This window comes from Clostridium phoceensis (assembly GCF_001244495.1).
Classification (GTDB): domain Bacteria; phylum Bacillota; class Clostridia; order Oscillospirales; family Oscillospiraceae; genus Lawsonibacter; species Lawsonibacter asaccharolyticus.
The window spans coordinates 2,267,833-2,283,605 of sequence record NZ_LN866274.1 but is presented as its reverse complement, the minus strand read 5'-3'; the positions used below and the strand labels follow the sequence as shown (position 1 = coordinate 2,283,605).

Below are 15,773 nucleotides of genomic sequence, written 5' to 3'. Positions count from 1 at the left end.
GTCTGGACGAGCTGCGGGGCCGGGGCATCATCCTGGAGCACCACACCGAGGGGGACCCCACCTACCGCTTTGCCCACCAGCGCATCCGGGAGCTGGTCTACGACCGGCTCTCCTACTCCCAGCGTCAGCCCCTCCACCTCCAGGCCGCCGAGCTGCTCTCCCAGGGGGAGCAGCCCCAGGAGGGGGGCGCCTGCCGCCAGATCGCCCGCCACTTTCAGCTGGCCGGCAGCCGCCTGCGTGCTCTGGAGTACCGCATCCGGGCCTGTGATCTGGACAGCTCCCGGGCCTTCGAGCCCTTCTCCCCCCTGGGGGGAGACGCCCCTGCCCCCCGCTCCCCAGAGGAGCTGGAGGAGCAGACCCAGCAGTTCCTGCGGGAGCTGTCCGCCCTGCGCCGTGAGGGGGCGGACCCCGCAGTCCTGGGCCGTCTGGAGCTGGCCACCGCTCTAATCCAGGGGCGCATCGCCCTGTTCCAGGGGGACAGCGCCCGGGGCAGCGACATCCTGGGCGCCCTCAGCGGCGGCAGCATCCACCCCGACACGGGGGTGCTCATCCGGGCCTGCTACCTGCTGGCCTCCTCCGCCCTCTACCGCCAGGCCACTGAACAGGTGGAGCGCTACACCGCCACCGGCATGCGCCTGCTGGAGCGCACCCGGGACCCGGTCCAGCAGGCCCAGTTCCAGCGGCTTCGGGGCGGCCTGTTCTGTCTCCAGGGCGCCTATGACAAGAGCCGCTACTATCTGCTGGAGGCCATGGACGCTCTGCGGGGACAGCCCCGCTCCACCGCGGTCCGGCTCCAGCTGGCGGCCGTCTACTGTGACTACGGCCGGGTCTGCCGCCAGCGGCTGGAGTACGCCGACGCCTGCTCCTACTATAAGCGGGCCCTCTCCCTGCTGGAAGACCTGCCCTGGCCCGGCGGCGTCTGGGTCTATGTCCATTACGGGCGGGCCGCTTTCGCCCTGGAGGACCATCCCAGGGCCCGTGAGCTGTTTCAGCATGGGTATGACAACGCGAAAGTTTCCGGCGAGCTGTGGGGCCGGACAGCCGCCGCAGCCTACACCGCCTATTATCAGGCCATGGAGGGGGACTACGAGCGGGCGGCGGTCAGCTTGGCCGATGCCCAGTCCTGCCAGCAGCGGCTGAATTCCCCTCTGGAGGGGGTCATCCTCCACTTTGTCTCCATGCACATCCGCAGCCGGCTGGACCTGGAGCAGCGGACGGGCTCCCCCCTCGCCCCTCTGCTCACCTACTCCCCGGAGAGCTACGCCCGGCAGGGGGTCCGCCTGCTTTCCAGCGTCCCCAGCGTATTCGAGGCGGAGCAGCTCTCCCAGAGCCTGCGCAACGGCATCGCCACCCAGCAGCGGTACCGTGCCTCTGAGCTGTACAGCAAAAACAAGCATTTTATGGCGGAATGAGCTTCCGTCTCAACAGAGTTTCCTCCTATTTTTTAAAATTAGACGTTTCTTAGATGCTTCATGACTATAGTGGTACTTGTAATGTCCAATTCTGCTTTGGCGAAAGGAGGTCGGACGAGCCGGGGCAGTGTTTCGGTCCGTAAGGAGAGCGGTCCGAGGAAAAAAGAGAATCAATGGGAGGGTAACATTATGTCATTTGAAACTGTGGAAAACGTCCTCAACATTAACACCGACGCAATCATGACCCTGGCAATGGCTTCCATTCTTCTGCTGATCGGTTACGCGATCAAAAACAAGGTCAACTTCCTGGCCAAGTACTGTATCCCTGCTCCCGTCATTGGCGGCTTCATCTTTATGTTCATCACCTTCGCCGGCCACACCACCGGTACTTTTACCTTCAACTTCACCAACACCTTCCAGGACCCCTTCATGCTGGCCTTCTTCACCACCGTGGGTCTGGGCGCCAGCTTCTCCCTGCTGAAGAAGGGCGGCATCCTGCTGATCGTCTACTGGCTGTGCGCCGGTGTGGTCTCCATCTTCCAGAACATCATCGGCATCGCCGTGGGCACCGCGGTGGGCCTGGAGGCCCCCTACGCCCTGCTGTCCTCCGCCATCTCCATGGTCGGCGGCCACGGAGCAGCCGGCTCTTACGGCTCCACCTTTGAGAGCCTGGGCTACTCCGCCGCTATGGGCGTGGGCGCCGCCGCCGCCACCTTCGGCCTGATCTCCGGCGTGCTTGTGGGCGGACCTCTGGGCCGCCGCCTCATCGTCAAGTATGACCTGAAGCCCGAGGAGCATCAGGCCAACTACGATGATATCAAGAGCGTCAATGCCGCCGGCAAGGAGCCTCTCTCCGCTCTGGACGTCATCAAGAACGTGGTCGCTATCATCGTGTGCATGGCCCTGGGCACCATGGTGTCCGGATGGGTCAGCAAGCTGATCGGGATGTCCTTCCCCAACTATGTGGGCGCCATGTTCGTGGCTGTCATCGTCCGCAACCTCAACGACACCTTCCACTTCTACAAGTTCTCCTTCCCCCTGGTGGACGGCATCGGCGACGTGATGCTCAACCTGTACCTGGCTCTGGCCCTGATGACGCTGAAGCTGTGGGAGCTGGCCAGCCTGATGGGCGGCGTGCTTCTCATCGTCATCTGCCAGGTGGTGTTCATCGTTACGGTGTCCTACTTCGTGATCTTCCGCATCCTGGGCAAGAGCTATGACGCCGCCGTCATGTGCTCCGGCCTGTGCGGCCACGGCCTGGGTGCCACCCCCACCGCCATCGTTAACATGACCGCCGTCACTGAGCGGTACGGCATGTCCAGCCGGGCCTTCATGGTGGTCCCCATCGTAGGCGCCTTCCTGGTGGACATCATCTATCAGCCCCAGACCATCGCTTTCATCAAGTTCTTTGTCCCCGCCGCCTCTAATCTGGTGGGCTGATCCTTTCAAGCGCTACATCTCAAAACATTTTTGATACCGATATTTTAAGGAGGAATTTCTTATGTCCAAGCTTGTAGAATGCATCCCCAATTTCAGCTGCAGCAAGGAGAAGGACGAGGCCGCCTATAACGCCCTGGTGGAAGTGGCCAACAGCGTGCCCGGCTGCACCCTGTTCGACGCCCAGACCGACGGCAACCACAACCGCTGTGTGTTCACCATGATCGGCTCCCCCGAGGCCATCGAGGAGGTCGCCTTCCAGCTGACCAAGAAGGCTTCCGAGGTCATCGACATGACCAAGCATGTGGGCGAGCACTCCCGCATGGGCGCCACCGACGTCATCCCCTTCGTCCCCACCATGGGCGTCACCGTGGAGGAGTGCGTGGAGATGTCCAAGCGCCTGGGCCAGCGGATCTGGGACGAGCTGAAGATCCCCAGCTTCCTGTATGAGGACTCCGCCACCCGTCCCGAGCGCCGCAATCTGGCCACCTGCCGCAAGGGGCAGTTCGAGGGCATGCCCGAGAAGCTGCTCCAGCCCGAGTGGGCCCCCGACTTCGGCGAGCGGAAGATCCATCCCACCGCCGGCATCACCGCCATCGGCGCCCGCATGCCCCTGGTGGCCTTCAACGTGAACCTGGCCACCTCCGACGTGGAGATCGCCAAGAAGATCGCCAAGGTCATCCGCGGCTCCTCCGGCGGCTTCCGCAGCTGCAAGGCCATGGGCTTCATGCTGGAGGACCGGGGCATCGCTCAGGTCTCCATGAACATGGTCAACTATGAGGACACCCCTCTGTATGTGGTCTATGAGATGATCCGCTCCCTGGCCGAGCGCTACGGCACCTATATCGTGGACAGCGAGATCGTGGGCCTGACCCCCGCCAAGGCCATGATCGACTGCGCTGAGTTCTATCTGAAGGCCCGTGACTTCGACTGCCACAATCAGATCATGGAGTACCACCTGATCGGCATGGAATAAGCCGTTTTGACAAAAGGAGAATCGACTGTTATGAAGCTTGTGGAAATGAAGGTCAATGAGTTCGTGGACCTGATGGCCTCCGATGAACCCGCGCCCGGCGGCGGCTCCGCCGCCGCGCTGGAGGGCGCCCTGGGCGCCGCCCTCACCGCTATGGTGTGCGCCCTCACCGTGGGAAAGAAGAAGTACGCCGACGTGCAGGAGCTGGCCATCGAGTCCCAGAAGAAGGGGAACGAGCTCAAGGCTCAGTTCGTGGACGTGATCGACCGGGATACCGAGGCGTTCAACGCCGTCAGCGCCGTGTTCGCCATGCCCAAGGACACCGACGAGGAGAAGGCCGCCCGCAAGGCCGCCATGCAGGAGGCCCTGAAGGGCTGCACCAAGACCCCCTTTGAGATGATGGAGCTGGCCTGCCAGGCCCTGGAGCTGACCCGCTCCGTGGTGGGCAAGCTCAACGCCAGCGCCGCCAGCGACCTGGGCTGCGCCGCCCTGAGCCTCAAGGCCGCCATCCAGGGCGCCTGGCTCAACGTGCTCATCAACATCGGCGGTATCCAGGACCAGGCCTTTGCCGACGAGTACCGCCAGAAGGGCCAGGCCCTGCTGGACAAGGCCCTGCCTCTGGCCGACGCCATCTACCAGGAGGTCCTGGAGTCCCTGTGATCCCCCTCCCATGAGTCACCGACGGGACGCCCCCGCGGCGTGAACCGCCGCGGGGGCGTCCTCGTTCAGAAAGGAGTCCCCATGGCACCCCATATCACTCACCTCACCCAGGCAGACTACCAGATCAGTCAGTGGTCCGGCGGGACCACCACCCAGATCGCCATCGCCCCCCAGGGGGCCCTCTATGCGGACCGGGACTTCCTCTGGCGGCTGAGCTCCGCCACCGTGGACTTGGACGAGTCCGACTTCACCCCCCTCCCCGACTACCACCGGCTCATTGCCCCTCTCCGGGGAGAGATGGAACTGACCCACGACGGCGGCCCCCTCATCTCCCTGGCCCCCTATCAGGTCCACGCCTTCGACGGCGGGGCGGACACCCACTCCCGGGGCCGCTGCGTGGACTTCAACCTGATGCTGCGCAAGGACAGATGCGCCGGCAGTGTCTCCCCCCTGCGCACCAGCGGCGGCCCCGTCAGCTTCTCCGCCGAACCCGGCTCCTCCACCCTCATCCTCTACTGCGCGGAGGGGAGCGGCACCTTGACTTTCGCTGGGGAATCGAGTACCATTGCCTCAGGAGAAGCCGTTCTGATCCAGGACCCCGGCAGCGCTCCGCTGCACCTGGACTGCCCGGGCCCGGCCTCCTTTATGGCGGCCCAGGTCCGTTCCCTCCCTTAACTTCTAACTTCATAGACATCCACGATAAATCATAAAAGAAGGAGACTGATTCCCATGGAAATTAAGAGCGACATTGAAATTGCACAGAGCTGTGAAATGAAAAACATCCGGGAGATCGCGGCCACGGCGGGCGTGGACGAGAAGTACCTGGAGATGTACGGCAACTACAAGGCAAAGGTGGACTACAAGCTGCTCAACGAGACCCAGGCTCAGGACGGCAAGCTGATCCTGGTCACCGCCATCACCCCCACCCCTGCGGGCGAGGGCAAGACCACCACCTCCGTAGGGCTGGCGGACGGCCTGCGGAAGCTGGGCAAGAAGTCCGTGGTCGCCCTGCGTGAGCCCTCCCTGGGCCCTGTGTTCGGCGTCAAGGGCGGTGCGGCCGGCGGCGGCTGGGCCCAGGTGGTGCCCATGGAGGACATCAACCTCCACTTCACCGGCGACTTCCACGCCATCGGTGCGGCGAACAACCTGATGGCCGCCATGCTGGACAACCACATCCAGCAGGGCAATGCCCTGGGCATCGATGTCAAGCAGATCACCTGGAAGCGCGCGGTGGACATGAACGACCGCCAGCTGCGCCACATCGTGGACGGCCTGGGAGGCAAGGCCCAGGGCGTGCCCCGTGAGGACGGCTTTGAGATCACCGTGGCCAGCGAGATCATGGCCGTGCTGTGCCTGTCCACCAGCATCACCGACCTGAAGGAGAAGCTGGGCCGGATGATCGTGGCCTACACCTATGACGGCAAGCCCGTCACCGCCCATGACCTGAAGGCCGAGGGCGCCATGGCCGCCCTGCTGAAGGACGCTCTGAAGCCCAACCTGGTCCAGACCCTGGAGGGCACCCCTGCCTTCATCCACGGCGGCCCCTTCGCCAACATCGCTCACGGCTGCAACTCCATCATCGCTACCCGCATGGCCCTGAAGCTGGGGGACTACGCAGTCACGGAGGCCGGCTTCGCCGCCGACCTGGGCGCAGAGAAGTTCATCGACATCAAGTGCCGCAAGGCCGGCCTGAAGCCCTCCGCCGTGGTGATCGTGGCCACCGTGCGGGCGCTGAAGTACCACGGCGGCGTGCCCAAGCCCGAGCTGAACCAGGAGAACCTGGAGGCGCTGGAGAAGGGCCTGCCCAACCTGCTGCAGCACGTGGACAACGTGAAGAACGTGTACGGCCTGCCCTGCGTGGTGGCCATCAACGCCTTCCCCACCGACACCAAGGCCGAGCTGGACCTGGTGGAGAGGAAGTGCAATGAGCTGGGCGTCAATGTGGCCCTGTCCGAGGTGTGGGCCAAGGGCGGCGAGGGCGGCAAGGCCCTGGCCGAGGAGGTCATCCGTCTGTGCGAGCAGCCCAACCACTTCCAGTTCGTATATGATACCCAGGCCTCCATCCAGGAGAAGCTGGACACCATTGTGAAGAAGGTGTATCACGGCGAGCGGGTGGTGCTCACCGCCAACGCCAAGAAGCAGGCCCAGCAGCTCACTGACCTGGGCTTCGGCGACCTGCCCATCTGCATGGCCAAGACCCAGTACTCCTTCTCCGACGACCAGACCCTGCTGGGCGCGCCCAGCGGCTTCGAGGTCACGGTGCGCAATCTGAAGGTCTCCGCCGGCGCCGGCTTCATCGTGGCCCTCACCGGCGATATCATGACCATGCCCGGCCTGCCCAAAGTCCCCTCTGCCGAGAAGATCGACGTAGACGAGAACGGCAAGATCACCGGCCTGTTCTGAGCCGGGCATGGGCATTCGGGTGCGGCAGCACCCCGCCGCTCGTGCGGCGTAAATCCGAAGCACAGCGGAGGATTTCCGCAGGGCGAATTTATTTCGCCCGAGGATCTAAAAAAACAGGGCCCCCACCGAATCAAAATTCGGTGGGGAGCCATGCCCGGCCTGCCCAAAGTCTCCTCTGCCTAGAAGATCGACGTAGACGAGCACGGCAGGATCACCGGCCTGTTCTGAGCATATGACCACATGCAGGGGGAGGCGCACGCCGCCTCCCCCTGCCCGAATCACCAAAAGGAGGAGACCCATGGCAGTTTTGCTCAGCGGAAAACCGGTGGCGGAACACATGTGCCGGGACATCCGGCTCCGCTGTGAGAAGCTCTCCCGCCGCGGCGTCACTCCCACCCTGGGCATCGTCCGGGTGGGACGCCGGGAGGAGGACATCGCTTATGAGCGGGGGGCTATCCGCCGGGCGGAAAGCCTGAACATCGCCGTCCGGCGCTTCCTGCTGCCCGCGGACGCCTCACAGCAGGAGCTGATCCAGACCCTGCGGACAGTGAACGAGGACAGCTCCATCCACGGCTGCCTGCTATTCCGCCCCCTGCCGCCCCATCTGGACACCGAGGCGGTGACCAGCGTCCTGGCCCCGGAGAAAGACATCGACGCCATCACCACCGCCTCCATGGGCGGCCTGCTCACCAAGAGTGACATCGGCTTTCCCCCCTGCACCGCCACCGCCTGCCTGGAACTGCTCCACTACTATGATATCCCCTTGAAAGGCAAGAAGATCGCTATGATCGGCAAAAGCGCCACCGTGGGCCTGCCCACCGCCCTGCTGCTGATGAAGGAGGAGGCCACCGTCTCCGTCTGTCACATCTTCACAGACAAGGAGGACACCCGCAGCTTCTGCCAGGACGCCGACATCATCATCTCCGCCGCCGGCTGCCTGGACCTGATCCGGGCCGACTATGTGCGCCCGGGCCAGGTGGTGGTAGATGTGGGCGTCAATATCGGCCCGGACGGCGCCATGCATGGGGACGTGGCCTTTGACGAGGTGGAGCCTATCGTGTCTGCCATCACGCCGGTCCCCGGAGGCGTGGGCGCGGTGACCTCCACCGTGCTGGCCCTGCATGTGGCCCAGGCGGCCTGCCGGTCTCTGGAACAAAGGAGATCATGAACAACTACCTCTCCCCCGCAGAATTGCTCGCCTCGTACAGTGCGGCGGGCGTCAGGAAAATGGAGCGCTCCGCCGCCAGCCTGCTCCTGCTGGGAGCGCTGGCCGGGGCCATCATCGCCATCGCCGCGGCCGCCACCAACACGGCGGTCTACGGCATCTCAGACACCTGGACCGTCCGGACCATCTGCGGCCTGCTCTTCCCCTTCGGTCTGGGGCTGGTCGTCGTCACCGGTGCGGAGCTGTTCACCGGAAACTGCATGCTCCCCCTCACTCTGTTGGAGAAAAAGGGGGGATCGGCGGTCCTGATGGTGCGCAACTGGGCGCTGGTCTTTGCCGGGAACGCCCTGGGCTCGCTGCTGGTGGCCTGGCTGTGTGTCTCCTGCGGCCAGCTGGACTACTCCGCCGGGGCCCTGGCCGTGTACACCATCCGGGTCGGGGCCGCGAAATGCGCCCTTCCCTTCGGCAGCGCCTTGGGCCTGGGCGTGCTGTGCAACCTGCTGGTCTGTCTGGGGGTGCTGGCCGCCGCCTCCGCCCGGGAGACACCGGGCCGCCTGATGGGCGCCTTTCTTCCGGTCTGCTTTTTCGTCTTGTGCGGCTTTGAGCACTCCGTTGCCAACCTCTATTACATCGGCGCGGCCCTAATGGCCGCCGCTGTCCCCCAGTACGCCTCGCTGGCAGCAGCCGCGGGCGTCGATCTGGCCCCTCTCACCCTGACCGGGGCCGCCGCCAACCTGGTCCCCGTCACCCTGGGCAACATCCTGGGGGGTGCCGGGCTGGCCTTGCTCCTTTGGTATTGTCACTTAAAGCAGGGAGGGACTCCTTCATGACAGGACAGGAAGCCATTGAACTGATCCATCAGCGGGCCTGGACCGGCCGGAAGCCGGGCCTGGAGCGTACCCAGGCACTGCTGGCCAGCCTGGGCAATCCTGAGCGCCGCCTGCGCTTCGTCCACATCACCGGGACCAATGGCAAGGGGTCCACCGCGGCCATGACAGCCTCCATCCTGGCTCAGGCTGGGCTGCGCGCTGGCCTGTTCACCTCTCCCCACCTTTACCGCTTCCACGAGCGGATGCAGGTCAACGGGGCACCCATCCCGGATGAAGTCCTGGGCCGCCTCACCCAGCGGGTGCTGGAGGTGGCGGAGGGGATGTCCGATCCCCCCACCGAGTTCGAGCTGATGACCGCGGTGGGCATGGAGTTCTTTTTGGAGGAGCAGTGTGACATCGTGGTGCTGGAGGTGGGTCTGGGCGGCCGCCTGGACTCCACCAACGTGATCCCCGCCCCGGAGGCGGCGGTCATCACCAACATCGGCCTGGAGCACACCCAGGAGCTGGGCGGCACCCTCACTCTCATCGCCCGGGAGAAGTCCGGCATCCTCAAGCCGGGCTGCCGGGCCGTCCTCTACCGCCAGAGCGATGAGGTCACCCAGGTGATCCAGTCCGTCTGCCGCCAGCTGGACATCCCCCTGCGTCAGACCGACCCCCAGGAGCTGGAGGTCCTCTGCTCCGGTCTGGAGGGCCAGGACTTCCGCTACCGGGGCCGTGGCCCCTACCGCCTCTCCCTGCTGGGCAGCTACCAGCTCTCCAACGCCATCACCGCCCTGGAGGTGGTGCAGGCACTCCGGGATGCCGGCTGGACCATCCCGGAGGAGGCGGCAGCCCGGGGACTGGCCGCGGCCCAGTGGCCCGGCCGCCTGGAGCTGGCCCGCCGCTCCCCCGACTTCATCGTGGACGGCGGCCACAACCCCCAGTGCGTGGACGCCCTTGCCGCCGCCCTGGAGAGCCTCTACCCCGGCCGGAAGCTCATTTTCCTCTCCGGCGTCCTGGCCGATAAGGACTGGCATTCCATGTTCCGCCGTGTCCTCCCCCTGGCAAAGGCCTTTGTGGCGGTGACACCGGACAGCCCCCGGGCCCTCCCCGCCGCCGAGCTGGCGGCCTGGCTGGCCCAGTTCTCCATCCCAGTCTCCGTCCAGGAGACCCTGGACCAGGGGGTGGACACCGCCCTGGCCCTGGCCGGCCCGGAGGACGTGATCTGCGCCTGGGGCTCCCTCTACTCCGTAGGGGAGATCCGCCACCATCTGGGGCTGTGCTGACCCCTCCCCCGTTTTCCCAGCGACCATACACAGAATAGGAGTACCGCGTCAAGTGCCGGCGGATGGGAAGTGGCCGCCGGACGAAAAGGCAGCTGTCTTGCGGTGGTGCTCCGCTTCCGCTGTCGTATCAGGGTATCCTTTTACGGCAACTGAAGAGGAAACCGCTGAGAGGCTCTCTCAGCCCGTGAAAGGAAGAGATAAATGAAAGCTCAGAAAAACACCAAGATCATGGTCACCTGCGCCCTTCTGGTGGCCCTCCAGGTCATCCTGGCCCGGTTCCTCTCCATCAACACCACCTTCGTGGTGGTCAACTTCTCCTTCCTGGCCGTCGCCCTGTCCGGCATCCTTTTTGGCCCCCTGTGGGCTCTGGCCGTGGGCGCGGTAAGCGACTTGATCGGCGCCACCCTCTTCCCCTTCGGCGCCTTCTTCCCCGGCTTCACTGTCACCGCCGGACTGGTGGGACTGATCTACGGCCTGTTCCTCCACCAGAAGGGGGAGGGCTTCCATGGACGCGCTCTCTGGCTGCGGGTGGTGGGCGCCTCCCTGTGCGCCAGCCTGACCCGGCTCGTGCTCAACAGCGTCTGGCTCTACATCATGTACGGCAAAGGCCTGTTCGGCATGCTTCCCGCCCGCTTCACCGAGACTATCTGCATGGTGGCGGCCCAGATCCTGCTGATCCCGGTGCTGCTCTCCCTCTCCCGCCAGCTGACCCGCCGGGGCGCTTTCCCCGCCTGAGGGCCTTCCCCCTCTCTCCACCGCCAAAAGGGACCGGCGCGGAGCCTGTGGCTCCGCGCCGGTCCCTTTTACAGGAGGCATCACCGGTCCTCCGCTGTCAGGGCCGCCCTGCCGTCTCCCTCCCCAGATGTTGCCGCCGGGACGCTCCCCGGGACAAAGCAGGCGATCAGGCCCAGACACAGCAGCAACGCGGCCACGGTGGTCACCACGCGATAACGCACGAGTATCCCCCCTGTCCCTTGATGCTCTTCTGGGGCCAGTATAACAGGAGAAGCTGAAATTACTCTGAATTTTTCAGGGCATTTTCAGTTTTTTGTGGTATAGTGAGAAAAAACAGAGCCCAATTTGGAAAGGAGGCCCATTATGCGTATCCTGATCGTGGAGGACGAGGTCCGGCTGGCGGAGGCCCTGGCCCAGATCATGGCAGAGCAGAAATATCAGGTGGACCAGGTCCACAACGGTGCCGACGGCCTGGATTATGCGCTCACCGCCCAGTACGATGTCATCGTCCTGGATGTGATGCTGCCCAAGCTGGACGGGCTGGAGGTGGCCCGCCGCCTCCGCTCCGCCCACGTGTCCACTCCCATCCTCATGCTCACCGCCCGTGACGAGATCTCCGACAAAGTGAAGGGCCTGGACTGTGGGGCGGACGACTACATGACCAAGCCCTTTGACACCTCCGAGCTGCTGGCCCGGGTCCGGGCCCTCACCCGCCGCCAGGGGGAGGTGGTGTCCGAGGAGCTGGCCTTCGGAGACCTGTCCCTCCACCTCTCCTCCCACTGCCTGCGCCGGGGAGACAAGTCGGTGCGGCTGGGCTTCAAGGAGTTCGAGGTGCTGCGTCTGCTTCTCCAGAACGCCAAGCTGGTCACCCCCAAGGACGACATCATTGCCAAGGTGTGGGGGCTGGACTCGGAGGCGGAGGACAACAATGTGGAAGTGTACATCTCCTTCCTGCGGAAGAAGCTGTCCTTCCTGGCCTCCCAGGTCTCCATCGGCACCGTGCGGAAGGTGGGCTATTTCCTCACTACCTCGGATGAGCCCGGCAGCTTTGGCGGAGGGGGCATGCCATGATCCGTACCCTGCGGCGCAAATTCATTCTGGTAAACATGCTGCTGGTGTCCCTGGTCCTCCTTATGGTCTTTGGGGTCTTTATGGCAAGCAGTGCTCAACGCCTGAAGGGCCAGAGCCTGCTGGCCATGCGTGCCGCCCTGATGTGGGGAGAGGAAGGCAGTCCCCTCCGGCCGGAGATCGCTTTTCCCCTGGATGGGTCCCGCCGCCCCTCCAGCGGCCAGGGCGCTCAGCGCTCCCTGCTCCCGGTGTTCACCGTCACAGTGGAGGACGGCGTGGTCACCGCTATCAACGACGGAGACCAAGTGGATGTCTCTCTGGAAGTGGCCCAACAGGCCGCCCTGGCCGCTCTGGAGGACGGCCGCCGGGATGGCACCGTCTCCTCCCTCCGCTATCTCCGGGAGGATGCGGAGGGAGGTGCGGTCCGCTTGGCCTTTGCCGACCGGACCTGGGAGCGGGAAAATCTTCTGGCCCTGCTGCGGACGTGCCTGCTGGTGGGGCTGCTGGGGCTGGCCTGTTTCTTCGTCATCTCCCTGCTCCTCTCCACCCTGGCCTTACGCCCCGCCGAGCGGTCCTGGCAGCAGCAGAAGCAGTTCGTAGCCGACGCCTCCCACGAGTTGAAGACCCCCCTCACTGTCATCCTGGCCAACGCCGGCATCCTCCTGGCCCACTCCGGAGACATGGCTGATGGACAGCGCAAGTGGGTGGAGTACATCCAGGCAGAGGCTCAGCGGATGAAGTCACTGGTGGAGGACCTGCTCTTCCTGGCCCGCTCTGATGACCGGCGCTCTCCCCTCCGTCTCCAGACGGTGTCCTTCAGCGACCTGGCCTGGGAGGCCCTGCTCCCCTTTGAGTCGGTGGCCTTTGAGGCCGGCGTGGCCCTGGACAGCCAGATCACGCCTGATCTGGAGCTCCTGGGCGATCCGGAGCAGCTGCGCCGCCTGGTGGCCATTCTGGTGGACAACGCGGTCAAGTATGCCGGGCCCCGCGGCTCGGCCTCACTGATCCTCCGCCCCCAGGGAGACGAGGCAGTCCTCTCCGTCCACAACACCGGCGAGCCCATCCCTCCGGAGCATCTGCCCCGCCTGTTCGAGCGCTTCTACCGCACTGACAGCGACCGGGCCAGGAGCCAGGGGGGCTACGGTCTGGGGCTGTCCATCGCCAAGAGCATCGTAGACGGCCATCGGGGCCGGATCTCCGTCTCCAGCTCCGCCATCTCCGGCACCCTCTTCACCGTCAGACTGCCCCTGCCCGGCCGCGGCCTGGGTCACCTCCGGACCCGCTCCCTGGGGTGAATGGCCCGCCGTTTCTGCATGGTGAAAAAAGCGGAGATTTCTCTTGACAGCCCCAGGGGAAGATGATAAAATCCGTAAATACAAAGGGGAGTAGTCGGCGCGGTTCCCGCGCGGAAAGGCCAACAAGCATGGATGGAGCTTGTTCCATTCTGGTTTTTCCTGAAATGACCAGACCTGCGTTCCAATGGGAACGCAGGTCTTTTTTTGCGGGCTGTCTGCCGGGCGCGGGCCGATTTTTCTCCAAAAGGGTACACATACTATAAAGAAATGGAGGAAGAAAGCATGGAATTTCTTTGGGAGGGGCTTCTGTCTATCACATGGCAACAGCTGCTGATGTACGTCGTGGGCGGCCTTTTGATCTGGCTGGCCATCGAGAAGGGGTTTGAGCCCGCCCTGCTGCTGCCCATGGGCTTCGGCGCCATCCTGGTCAACCTGCCCCTGTCCGGCGTCATCAATCAGTTCAGCGAGGGCGTGGGTGAGACCCACGGCATCATCCAGTGGCTCTTTGAGGTTGGCATCGAGGCCAGTGAGGCCTTCCCCATCCTGCTCTTCATCGGCATCGGCGCTATGATCGACTTCGGTCCCCTGCTGGCCAACCCCAAGCTGTTCCTGTGCGGCGCCGCCGCCCAGGCCGGTATTTTCCTCACCATCCTCCTGGCTGCGGCCCTGGGCTTTGACCTGAAGGACGCCGCCTCCATCGGCATCATCGGCGCCGCAGACGGCCCCACCTCTATCCTGGTCTCCCAAATCCTCGACTCCCGCTATGTGGGGGCCATCGCAGTGGCTGCCTACTCCTATATGGCTCTGGTACCCATCATCCAGCCCTTTGCCATCAAGCTGGTCACCACCAAGAAGGAGCGGGCCATGCGCATGCCCTACCGGGCCCAGGGCGTATCCAAGCGCCTGCGCATCCTCTTCCCCATCGTGGTCTCCGTCATCGCCGGCCTGGTGGCTCCCTCCTCCGTGGCGCTGGTAGGCTTCCTCATGTTCGGCAACCTGATCCGGGAGTGCGGCGTGCTCACCTCCCTCTCCCAGACCGCCCAGAATGAGCTGGCCAACCTGATCACCCTGCTGCTGGGCATCACCATCGCCTTCTCTATGAAAGCGGATCAGTTCGTCCAGAAGGAGACCATCATGATCATGGGTCTGGGCCTGGTGGCCTTTGTGCTGGACTCCATGGTGGGCGTGCTCTTCGTCAAGGTACTCAACATCTTCACCCCCAAGAACAAGATCAACCCCATGGTAGGTGCGGCCGGCATCTCTGCCTTCCCCATGTCTTCCCGGGTCATCGAGAAGCTGGGTCAGGAGGCCGACTCCCAGAACCACCTGCTGATGCACGCGGTGGCGGCTAACGTCTCCGGCCAGATCGCCTCTGTGGTGGCCGGCGGTGTGGTGCTTCAGTATTTTGCCAACAATCCCATCCTGTGATGGAGTAAAAAGGAGGACATTCGAACATGGAAAATATTACGCATGCTTTGGAAATGATGGGGCAGGGAATGCTGGGCATCTTTGTGGTCCTGGGCGCCATCGCTCTGCTGGTGGCGCTGATGCAGCGCATCGACCACAGGGGAAAGAAAAAATAACAGCGTTTCTCTGAGAGGGAGGCGTGGGATATGCTGATCTGTGTCTCTGTCACAGCCAGTCCTGCACCACATCCTCCAGCACCGTAGGGCTGACCTGCTGCTCCACCAGTGTGGTCATCAGTTCGTCTATGCGCACCGCGCTGGTGGTGATGCCCCGGATCTGCGCGCAGTCTCCGTCCTCTTCCGCGATCTTCACTCCGTACTGTTCGCAGAAGAAGCTCCCCGCCTCCAGCTCGTCCACCAGCAGAAAATAGTGGAGGCGGCGCAGTTTCCCCGCCTCGTCCGTCAAGAATCTTGACGCGATCTTAAGTTCCATCATATTGTGCCCATTTCTCCTTTTTTAAAAATCTATCCACATTATATGGTATGTCTGTGTAGAAAAAAAGGGAAACCCACCGCAGATGCGGTTTCTGTGGAAAAAAGATGCCCGACCGGGAGCGTTTTTGCCCCGGCGGGCATCTTTTTTCCACAGGGGAACCCGCTCCGCGGTCCCGGCATAGGATGGTCCAGTAAACGGCGCACCATCACGCCGGAAGGAGGCTCCATATGGAGGAAGAGTTTGGGACTCTGCAGATCAGAGTCTATACCTCCCGGGCGCAGCTCCCCATCGAGGACGCCACTGTTGTGGTGACCCAGATCAGCCCGACCGGGAAATATCACCTGTTGTCTGTCCAGATCACCGACCGTGAGGGCCGGGTCCAGCCCCTCACCATCCCTGCGCCCCCCCGCTGGGAGAGCACCGGTCCCACCCAGGACATGGTCCCCTTCTCCGTCTGCCAGGTCTGGGCGGAACACCCAGGCTACACCGCCCTGCGGGTGGACGGCGTCCAGATCTTCTCCGGCGAAGAGACCGACCAGGACATGGAGCTCATCCCCTTGGCCGAGGGGCAGCACAGTCTTGTTGACAGCTCCATCCTGAACACCTCCCCTCAGAATCTGTGAGGTGT

17 protein-coding genes and 1 riboswitch are annotated in these 15,773 nt (G+C 63.9%); of the genes, 15 read left to right on the top strand and 2 right to left on the bottom strand.

Annotated features, from left to right (window positions below):
- Positions 1-542 precede the first annotated feature (542 nt).
- From BN1969_RS11815 to BN1969_RS11770, 10 genes are all read left to right on the top strand, one after another.
- Positions 543-1,412: a tetratricopeptide repeat protein gene (locus BN1969_RS11815; protein WP_050624474.1), complete on the top strand. Its 870-nt coding sequence runs from the start codon at positions 543-545 to the stop codon at positions 1,410-1,412.
- 189 nt (positions 1,413-1,601) lie between these two features.
- The gene (gene gltS / locus BN1969_RS11810; RefSeq protein WP_050624473.1) at positions 1,602-2,852 is read left to right on the top strand and encodes a sodium/glutamate symporter; all 1,251 of its coding nucleotides are present in this window, start codon (positions 1,602-1,604) and stop codon (positions 2,850-2,852) included.
- A gap of 61 nt (positions 2,853-2,913) precedes the next feature.
- Positions 2,914-3,825 (top strand): glutamate formimidoyltransferase, encoded by a 912-nt coding sequence (gene ftcD / locus BN1969_RS11805; RefSeq protein WP_050624472.1) that lies wholly within the window; start codon positions 2,914-2,916, stop codon positions 3,823-3,825.
- 30 nt (positions 3,826-3,855) lie between these two features.
- Positions 3,856-4,482, top strand: a complete 627-nt coding sequence (locus BN1969_RS11800; protein ID WP_050624471.1) for a cyclodeaminase/cyclohydrolase family protein — start codon at positions 3,856-3,858, stop codon at positions 4,480-4,482.
- Between the two features lie 81 nt (positions 4,483-4,563).
- Positions 4,564-5,157 (top strand): HutD/Ves family protein, encoded by a 594-nt coding sequence (locus tag BN1969_RS11795; RefSeq protein WP_050624470.1) that lies wholly within the window; start codon positions 4,564-4,566, stop codon positions 5,155-5,157.
- Between the two features lie 54 nt (positions 5,158-5,211).
- Positions 5,212-6,885, top strand: coding sequence for a formate--tetrahydrofolate ligase (locus BN1969_RS11790; RefSeq protein ID WP_187120348.1), 1,674 nt, complete (start codon positions 5,212-5,214; stop codon positions 6,883-6,885).
- A 298-nt stretch (positions 6,886-7,183) separates the two neighbouring features.
- Entirely contained in the window at positions 7,184-8,053 is an 870-nt protein-coding gene (locus tag BN1969_RS11785; RefSeq protein WP_050624469.1) for a bifunctional 5,10-methylenetetrahydrofolate dehydrogenase/5,10-methenyltetrahydrofolate cyclohydrolase, read from the top strand.
- Entirely contained in the window at positions 8,050-8,880 is an 831-nt protein-coding gene (locus BN1969_RS11780) for a formate/nitrite transporter family protein (protein ID WP_050624468.1), read from the top strand. The genes BN1969_RS11785 and BN1969_RS11780 overlap by 4 nt, the downstream gene beginning before the upstream one ends.
- Complete coding sequence (locus BN1969_RS11775; protein ID WP_050624467.1) at positions 8,877-10,145, top strand: bifunctional folylpolyglutamate synthase/dihydrofolate synthase; 1,269 nt, start codon at positions 8,877-8,879, stop codon at positions 10,143-10,145. The genes BN1969_RS11780 and BN1969_RS11775 overlap by 4 nt, the downstream gene beginning before the upstream one ends.
- A gap of 28 nt (positions 10,146-10,173) precedes the next feature.
- A riboswitch (THF riboswitch) is annotated at positions 10,174-10,269 on the top strand.
- Positions 10,270-10,346: 77 nt separating this feature from the next.
- Positions 10,347-10,880: a folate family ECF transporter S component gene (locus BN1969_RS11770; protein ID WP_050624466.1), complete on the top strand. Its 534-nt coding sequence runs from the start codon at positions 10,347-10,349 to the stop codon at positions 10,878-10,880.
- Positions 10,881-10,960: 80 nt separating this feature from the next.
- Here BN1969_RS11770 and BN1969_RS18015 read toward each other — a convergent pair whose 3' ends face one another.
- Positions 10,961-11,101, bottom strand: coding sequence for a hypothetical protein (locus BN1969_RS18015; RefSeq protein ID WP_154669735.1), 141 nt, complete (start codon positions 11,099-11,101; stop codon positions 10,961-10,963).
- A 142-nt stretch (positions 11,102-11,243) separates the two neighbouring features.
- On the opposite strand from BN1969_RS18015, the gene BN1969_RS11765 reads away from it, so the two are divergent.
- From BN1969_RS11765 to BN1969_RS18010, 4 genes are all read left to right on the top strand, one after another.
- A complete protein-coding gene (locus tag BN1969_RS11765) occupies positions 11,244-11,951 on the top strand; it encodes a response regulator transcription factor (protein WP_050624465.1) in 708 nt (235 codons plus the stop codon).
- Positions 11,948-13,243, top strand: coding sequence for a sensor histidine kinase (locus BN1969_RS11760; RefSeq protein WP_050624464.1), 1,296 nt, complete (start codon positions 11,948-11,950; stop codon positions 13,241-13,243). Before BN1969_RS11765 ends, BN1969_RS11760 begins: the two co-directional genes overlap by 4 nt.
- Positions 13,244-13,525: 282 nt before the next feature.
- Entirely contained in the window at positions 13,526-14,671 is a 1,146-nt protein-coding gene (locus tag BN1969_RS11755) for a sodium ion-translocating decarboxylase subunit beta (protein WP_050624463.1), read from the top strand.
- A gap of 26 nt (positions 14,672-14,697) precedes the next feature.
- Positions 14,698-14,826, top strand: a complete 129-nt coding sequence (locus BN1969_RS18010) for a sodium pump decarboxylase gamma subunit (RefSeq protein ID WP_108981459.1) — start codon at positions 14,698-14,700, stop codon at positions 14,824-14,826.
- 49 nt (positions 14,827-14,875) lie between these two features.
- On the opposite strand, the gene BN1969_RS11750 is transcribed toward BN1969_RS18010, so the two are convergent.
- Positions 14,876-15,145 carry a DUF6514 family protein gene (locus tag BN1969_RS11750; RefSeq protein WP_050624462.1) on the bottom strand — a complete coding sequence of 90 codons (270 nt, stop codon included), beginning with the start codon at positions 15,143-15,145 and terminating at the stop codon, positions 14,876-14,878.
- Between the two features lie 227 nt (positions 15,146-15,372).
- On the opposite strand from BN1969_RS11750, the gene BN1969_RS11745 reads away from it, so the two are divergent.
- Positions 15,373-15,768, top strand: a complete 396-nt coding sequence (locus BN1969_RS11745; RefSeq protein WP_050624461.1) for a hypothetical protein — start codon at positions 15,373-15,375, stop codon at positions 15,766-15,768.
- Positions 15,769-15,773 lie beyond the last annotated feature (5 nt).

Excerpts from the sequence above, each read along its gene's own strand:
- gltS (WP_050624473.1), top strand. The coding sequence starts at position 1,602 with ATGTCATTTGAAACTGTGGAAAACGTCCTCAACATTAACACCGACGCA.
- ftcD (WP_050624472.1), top strand. The coding sequence starts at position 2,914 with ATGTCCAAGCTTGTAGAATGCATCCCCAATTTCAGCTGCAGCAAGGAG.
- BN1969_RS11800 (WP_050624471.1), top strand. The coding sequence starts at position 3,856 with ATGAAGCTTGTGGAAATGAAGGTCAATGAGTTCGTGGACCTGATGGCC.
- BN1969_RS11795 (WP_050624470.1), top strand. The coding sequence starts at position 4,564 with ATGGCACCCCATATCACTCACCTCACCCAGGCAGACTACCAGATCAGT.
- BN1969_RS11790 (WP_187120348.1), top strand. The coding sequence starts at position 5,212 with ATGGAAATTAAGAGCGACATTGAAATTGCACAGAGCTGTGAAATGAAA.
- BN1969_RS11785 (WP_050624469.1), top strand. The coding sequence starts at position 7,184 with ATGGCAGTTTTGCTCAGCGGAAAACCGGTGGCGGAACACATGTGCCGG.
- BN1969_RS11780 (WP_050624468.1), top strand. The coding sequence starts at position 8,050 with ATGAACAACTACCTCTCCCCCGCAGAATTGCTCGCCTCGTACAGTGCG.
- BN1969_RS11775 (WP_050624467.1), top strand. The coding sequence starts at position 8,877 with ATGACAGGACAGGAAGCCATTGAACTGATCCATCAGCGGGCCTGGACC.
- BN1969_RS11770 (WP_050624466.1), top strand. The coding sequence starts at position 10,347 with ATGAAAGCTCAGAAAAACACCAAGATCATGGTCACCTGCGCCCTTCTG.
- BN1969_RS11765 (WP_050624465.1), top strand. The coding sequence starts at position 11,244 with ATGCGTATCCTGATCGTGGAGGACGAGGTCCGGCTGGCGGAGGCCCTG.
- BN1969_RS11760 (WP_050624464.1), top strand. The coding sequence starts at position 11,948 with ATGATCCGTACCCTGCGGCGCAAATTCATTCTGGTAAACATGCTGCTG.
- BN1969_RS11755 (WP_050624463.1), top strand. The coding sequence starts at position 13,526 with ATGGAATTTCTTTGGGAGGGGCTTCTGTCTATCACATGGCAACAGCTG.
- BN1969_RS18010 (WP_108981459.1), top strand. The coding sequence starts at position 14,698 with ATGGAAAATATTACGCATGCTTTGGAAATGATGGGGCAGGGAATGCTG.
- BN1969_RS11750 (WP_050624462.1), bottom strand. The coding sequence starts at position 15,145 with ATGATGGAACTTAAGATCGCGTCAAGATTCTTGACGGACGAGGCGGGG.
- BN1969_RS11745 (WP_050624461.1), top strand. The coding sequence starts at position 15,373 with ATGGAGGAAGAGTTTGGGACTCTGCAGATCAGAGTCTATACCTCCCGG.